This window comes from Caballeronia arationis, from assembly GCF_001544975.2.
GTDB lineage: Bacteria > Pseudomonadota > Gammaproteobacteria > Burkholderiales > Burkholderiaceae > Caballeronia > Caballeronia arationis.
Genome location: NZ_FCOG02000246.1, coordinates 1 through 5,369, shown reverse-complemented (window position 1 = coordinate 5,369; position 5,369 = coordinate 1). Strand labels below are relative to the sequence as shown.

The 5,369-nt window shown below is 58.5% G+C and carries 2 protein-coding genes and 1 pseudogene; 2 read left to right on the top strand and 1 reads right to left on the bottom strand.

Going from position 1 to position 5,369, the window contains the following annotated elements:
• A partial coding sequence (locus AWB81_RS40155) for a sugar-transfer associated ATP-grasp domain-containing protein (protein WP_235026170.1) occupies positions 1-888 on the bottom strand: 888 nt, incomplete at its 3' end.
• Positions 889-2,264: 1,376 nt separating this feature from the next.
• On the opposite strand from AWB81_RS40155, the gene AWB81_RS40150 reads away from it, so the two are divergent.
• Together AWB81_RS40150 and AWB81_RS40145 are read left to right on the top strand one after the other, a co-directional pair.
• On the top strand, positions 2,265-2,606 hold the full coding sequence (locus AWB81_RS40150; RefSeq protein ID WP_062643901.1) for a hypothetical protein: 342 nt from the start codon (positions 2,265-2,267) through the stop codon (positions 2,604-2,606).
• A gap of 825 nt (positions 2,607-3,431) precedes the next feature.
• Positions 3,432-5,007 (top strand): annotated as a pseudogene (locus AWB81_RS40145) (IS3 family transposase).
• The last annotated feature ends 362 nt before the right edge of the window (positions 5,008-5,369 follow it).

Here is a 5,369-nt window from a genome sequence, read left to right as displayed (position 1 = left end):
GTCCGCGAACGCCGGCAGCGTCACGCCCTCGAATCTCGTCTTGGAATCGGGATGTGCATCGACGCCGATCCAGTCGCTCGAATATCCTTCGCGAAACAACTGGCCGCTCGCGAGATCGACGGGCACGCAGATTTCGCTGTCTGGGCGGATAAGGGCGTCGGCGGCCCGGCCGAGGCGAAGGTAGCCGGCGCGCAGCGAGATGTCGCCAGCATCGTCGACAACTGTGGTGAGACGTACCGTTGCGACCGCCTTAGACGCAAACTGGCCAAACAACTTGTGTTGAACGATGAACCGTTGCAGTACGCCGTTGCCGAGTTGCTTGACGCGTTCCACGTCGAAATTCACCCGATCCATGAAGAAGACGCCCCGCCCCTGCGACGAATGGTCAAGTTTGAAGGCTATCGTCTCCGTTGTGGCGAACACTGACTCCGAGACCTTCGAATCGGGAATGGCGACGTGATCTGCAGAGAAGAAAATGCCGTTCACGTAGTAGCCGAGATCCGGAAACACCTCATCGTGAAAGAGCAGCCCTGACAGCGGCTTCAACTGAGCTATCTTGCCATACATGCCCTTCATTTTCGGAACCACGACCCACCCGTAATAATTGTCCGGAATCCAGCCTTCCTTGAAGGTCTGGCTAAAAGCCGCGTACACGCGAAGCCAGGGCGCATAGCACATGTCTCCGAAGACATCGCAGGCGTAGGCGTCCGCTAGTCGCAGGTGAGTAGGATCGGTCTTTCCGTGCTTCTGCTCGATATTGCAAAGGATCTTGCGCGCTTCTGCACCATGCTTCCAGTCGAATCTTCTGCGTGAGAGGTTTTCCCACGAATACTTAACCAGGCGCTTTACTTGCACAACGGTTACCCGCCTCGAAAGAAAAAGAAGCACACTCGGCGCTAATTCGCGGGCGGCCTTCTGGCGTTGCCGGCAGGGCGCCCCGGCTGCGATGCACCGGAAGACGGCATACGATCACCGGTGCTACGCTAGCGCCGCCTCCTCAAAATGGATGTTGTGTCCCAAATCCGGCACCCACTTTAGTATTGGGGAGGTTCGATGATTGATCTCTGCCATACCGTAGGACAGCGCAAACCGTTGTGCCTCTAGCGGGGCAGGGAAAGTGACTCAAAACGCCGGTCGCGCGCAGAACGCCGGCTGGAGCGCGAATGAGGAACATCGCCGCGTACATCCCTTCGTTTCGGGCGACGACGGGCCTCAAGGTCAAGCATTTGTAGGCAAGCTCGATGAATTGCATAGCTTCTCCTCCAATCCAGCCCAGCGGTACACTGCCGCCGCGCTAAGTCGGATGTTATGCAATATTCGCTAATTATCACCTAGGGCCATCATCCAGCAGACGTATTGGACAAGGTCAGCAGCGCGGGCAGTCGTGGCGTCTCCCTGTATCCGGCAAGGCTCAGGACAGCCTCGAGATTATCGAACAGGTCGTCGGCGAGGCTGGTGCATTATACAGTTGATCTTAGCTGTCACTAGCGCAACACCGCATATAAGCGCGTAGCCGTCTTGCCCGGCATTCCGATTCTTAATAGGATTACGTCGAACCGCCGAGACACTAGGTACTGGCGCGCTGGGCCGTTCTTAGGTTCAAGGAGTCGTCGCAACACCCCGTCATCAAGCTGCGGATAGTAACTCCTCTAGCGCTTCTCCTGGCGTCCTCCATCCGAATGCTATGCGTGGTCGGCAGTTTAGCGCGTTGGTGACCGCATCGAGTTCATGCTCGGACTATCGCTTTAGGTGCGTGCCCTAAGGAAAGTATTGTCGAAGTAAAACTGTTGGTGTTCTCATCGGTTTCGCGTTATAAGGGGCTTGTGGGTCGCCGTAAACAATTGCTAAGCGGTGTCGATCTTTAGCTACGTATGTTGAGCAATCCCTGCCCCGGTCCCTTGTAAGCGATTTACGCAAATGATCAGACATCGAAAAGCAGTAAGTTCGCATCTAGCCCCTGCCCAATTACCATTTTCTTGGCTTTGCACTCGAACCGCTACTCTGGACGTTCAGCGCGGCATCCGCTGTACGCAACATCGAAGTATTTTGTACGACACCATGTTTAGGGCGGATGAGACAAAGGGCATCAAGATTTATGTGATTGTATCTACAGGGAGGGGCGTTCCCGCGGAGCGAGTATTGCCGCTTCGCCGGTCTTTGTGCAGCGAGAAGGAGGTCGGACACGATAGTTGGACTGTTCTCATCCTACGGGGACGCCGAAGCGGCATTACTCGCTCTCACCGAGGTGGGTCTAGGGTCGGACGATGGTCAACTCTGCGCCCGGATGGGCCGACACCTTGGCGAAGAGCGCAAAGCTGGTGTACTGGCTGAAGTGCGGGCCCGTGACCGTGCTGAATACGCGGGTCATGGAGAACATCTCGGGGTACGAGCGGCGCGGGACGGTTCAGCAGCCCGAACTGGCCACTTGCTGCCGGGCATCCTCCAAACGCTACTGGCGACCGGAAACGGCCAGAACGGACCTTGTTGTTTGCCCGGCCTTATGGCGGGCAACTCCGGAGGTGGCGTCGACTGTAATGTGCGAGCACGGCGCGCTCGCCATCAAGAATGTCTCGGGTCACTGGCACTTCTTCAGCTTCCTTGTGTAGCGACCTCTTTAGGCAGCGCTGGAAATACATTGCGCGGACGACGATGCCACGCACCGCCTTTTACAGCGATGTCAGCCGAGATACGAAGGCCGACTCGTGGCGGGTTCAATATCCAACGACCTCTTTGATAGAGCAAAAACCTATCCAGAAGCTTGCTCGAGTGCTCGGAGCACATGCAGACTTAGCACAAGACGGGGGAGATCGAAATGACCGCGAGCGTAAGTCGGTGGTTTCGTGCGGAGCGGACGTTCGAACGTTCTGGCTGGCCGAGCCCAGCCTGACAGCGAACGCCGGCGCCCCGGCCAATGCCGACGTTGGGGCGGACAGGGTTCGACGTCAGCAACGCGGCAGATTGCTGACGCTGGCGGCCTCGCGCCGTTGGATAGCGGCTTCCTGCATCAGCGAACTCGCCCTCCCGACCCTCTCCGGACTTTGACCCCGGCCTCACTTCTACGGCCGCTTTGAGATGTTTAACGACCGTCCACACATCCGAGTCGGCTGGCAACCGAGGCCTTGCGCGGCACTGCGATCAGCGTGGCTTCCCTGCTCGCGTCTGGACGCCATCAGCCTTCGACATTCCTGACCCGTTGGACCAAGGTCTCATTGACCGGCCGGAAGTTCAGGTGTCGTATTGCATCGGCACGGCTTACGCACGTCCGTATCGTAAGAGAAAGTTTCAATACATTGATCAGTTCTCGCAGAGTCGCTTGCTGTTTCGGAGCATCCGATGAGTATCAACGAGCCCCATTCACTGCCTTCAGCCCCCGGCGTCACACTAGATGTCGCCTCTGAATTTTTGTTATTTGAAGAACTCAGAGGTGCAGGTTGAAGACGAAACAGACGTATTCTGTAGAATTCAGAGAGCAGGCGCTGGCGAAGGCCCTGCAACGAGGCAACCGCTCCGTAGGAGCGGTTGCCTCCGAACTGAACATGAGCGTATTAACTTTAAGGAAGTGGATCCGGGTGTCTAACGCCGCAAGCCGCAACCCGGTGCCTGTCGATGCACGGCGCCCGGAAGATTGGTCGTTGGAAGAGCGCCTGCTGGCCTTGCATCAGAGCCACGGACTCACCGACGAGGCACTGCATGCCTGGTGCCGTGAGCGGGGCCTGTTCGCCCATCATCTCACCCAGTGGCGCCAGGACTTCTGCACGGCCGGCAGCGGCTCGGCCCGGCGCGAGAACGCCCTGGAAGTACGTGAACTGAAACACGCCAATGCGCAACTGCAACGCGAACTGAATCGCAAGGACAAGGCGCTGGCGGAGGCGGCGGCGTTGCTGATACTACAAAAAAAGTATCAGGCGCTGTTCGGGGACGAGGATCAATGAGTTCCCCCGGGCAGCGCAGCACCGTGATCGGGCTGATCGAAGAAGCGATCCTCGCCGGGGCGCGTCAGGCGCGTGCGTGTGAGATCCTGGGGCTGAGTTCGCGTACCTTGCAGCGCTGGCAACGTGGCGACCCCGATGCCGTGGACGGGCGCACCTTGTGCCGCCACGAGCCTGCCCACAAGCTGTCGGCCGATGAACGCGCCGAACTGCTGGCGGTGGCCAACTCTGCTGAATTCGCCCACCTGTCACCGAGCCAGATCGTGCCACGACTGGCCGACCAGCAACGCTACATCGCATCGGAATCAACGTTTTACCGGGTGCTGCGCGAAGCGAACCAGCTCGCCCACCGGCGCAGCGAACGGCCGGCCAGCGCACGTAGCAAACCGCGCGCGGTCTGTGCCGATGCGCCCAACCAGCTGTACTCGTGGGACATTACTTACTTGCCGACGACGATTCGTGGGCAGTATTTTTATCTGTATCTGTTTCTCGATGTCTATACCGCAAGATTGTCGGATGGCAGGTCTATGCCGAGGAAAGCAGCGTGCTGGCCAGCGAAGTGCTCAAAGACCTTTGCGCACGCGAAGCGATACAACCCGACCAGGTCATCCTGCACTCCGATAACGGCAGCCCGATGAAAGGCGCCACGATGCTCGCCACCCTGCAGGCGCTGGGTGTTATGCCGTCATTGAGTCGACCGGGCGTGAGCAATGACAATCCGTATTCGGAATCGCTGTTCAAGACGTTGAAGTACCGACCGGCCTACCCGTTGCAGACGTTTGACACCCTGTTTGCCGCGCGCACCTGGGTCACCGGGCTAGTACGCTGGTATAACCACGAGCATCGTCACAGCGCGATCCGCTTCGTGACGCCGGCCCAGCGTCACGCAAACCTTGACCAGCAGCTTCTCGATCGCCGCGCAACGCTCTATGAGGTGGCCAGGCAGCGTAACCCGCTGCGATGGAAAGGCCCTACGCGAAACTGGAAGCGCGTGCACACGGTCCATCTGAATCCCGATCAGGTCGGTAAATCTGAACTCACTCGACACCCTCAAACGCAAGAGCAAAAAGCCGCCTGAAATCCAATCGTTGAGGCGACATCTAGCTTGAAAATTTCCGTCAGCGATTGAAGCGCGGTGACGGATCCGTTCGGCCACGGGTACCTGGTCGCGAATGGGCAGCCTGCCGCAGGCGAGGCAATTGCGGGACAAACATGGGTCGTTTGTTGCACAGTGTGCGGATGGCGGAAAATGGGGAATCATCATCATCCCAAGTGCGTCGGCTTACCCGAAGGTTAGTTGCCCTTTTTCATGGCGGCGACCAAGTCCTTTGCCCCCGAGCCCCAGCGTGAAACGGCTTTGATGGCGTCCGTGAATGGCACGTCCAGCGGGTGTACGCGCTGACGGTCGAGAACGAAGACGGCCCCCGCAAACGGTGTTGG

Bases quoted from the DNA above. Each gene is read 5' to 3' on its own strand.
- AWB81_RS40150 (WP_062643901.1), top strand. From the start codon at position 2,265: ATGGTCAACTCTGCGCCCGGATGGGCCGACACCTTGGCGAAGAGCGCA.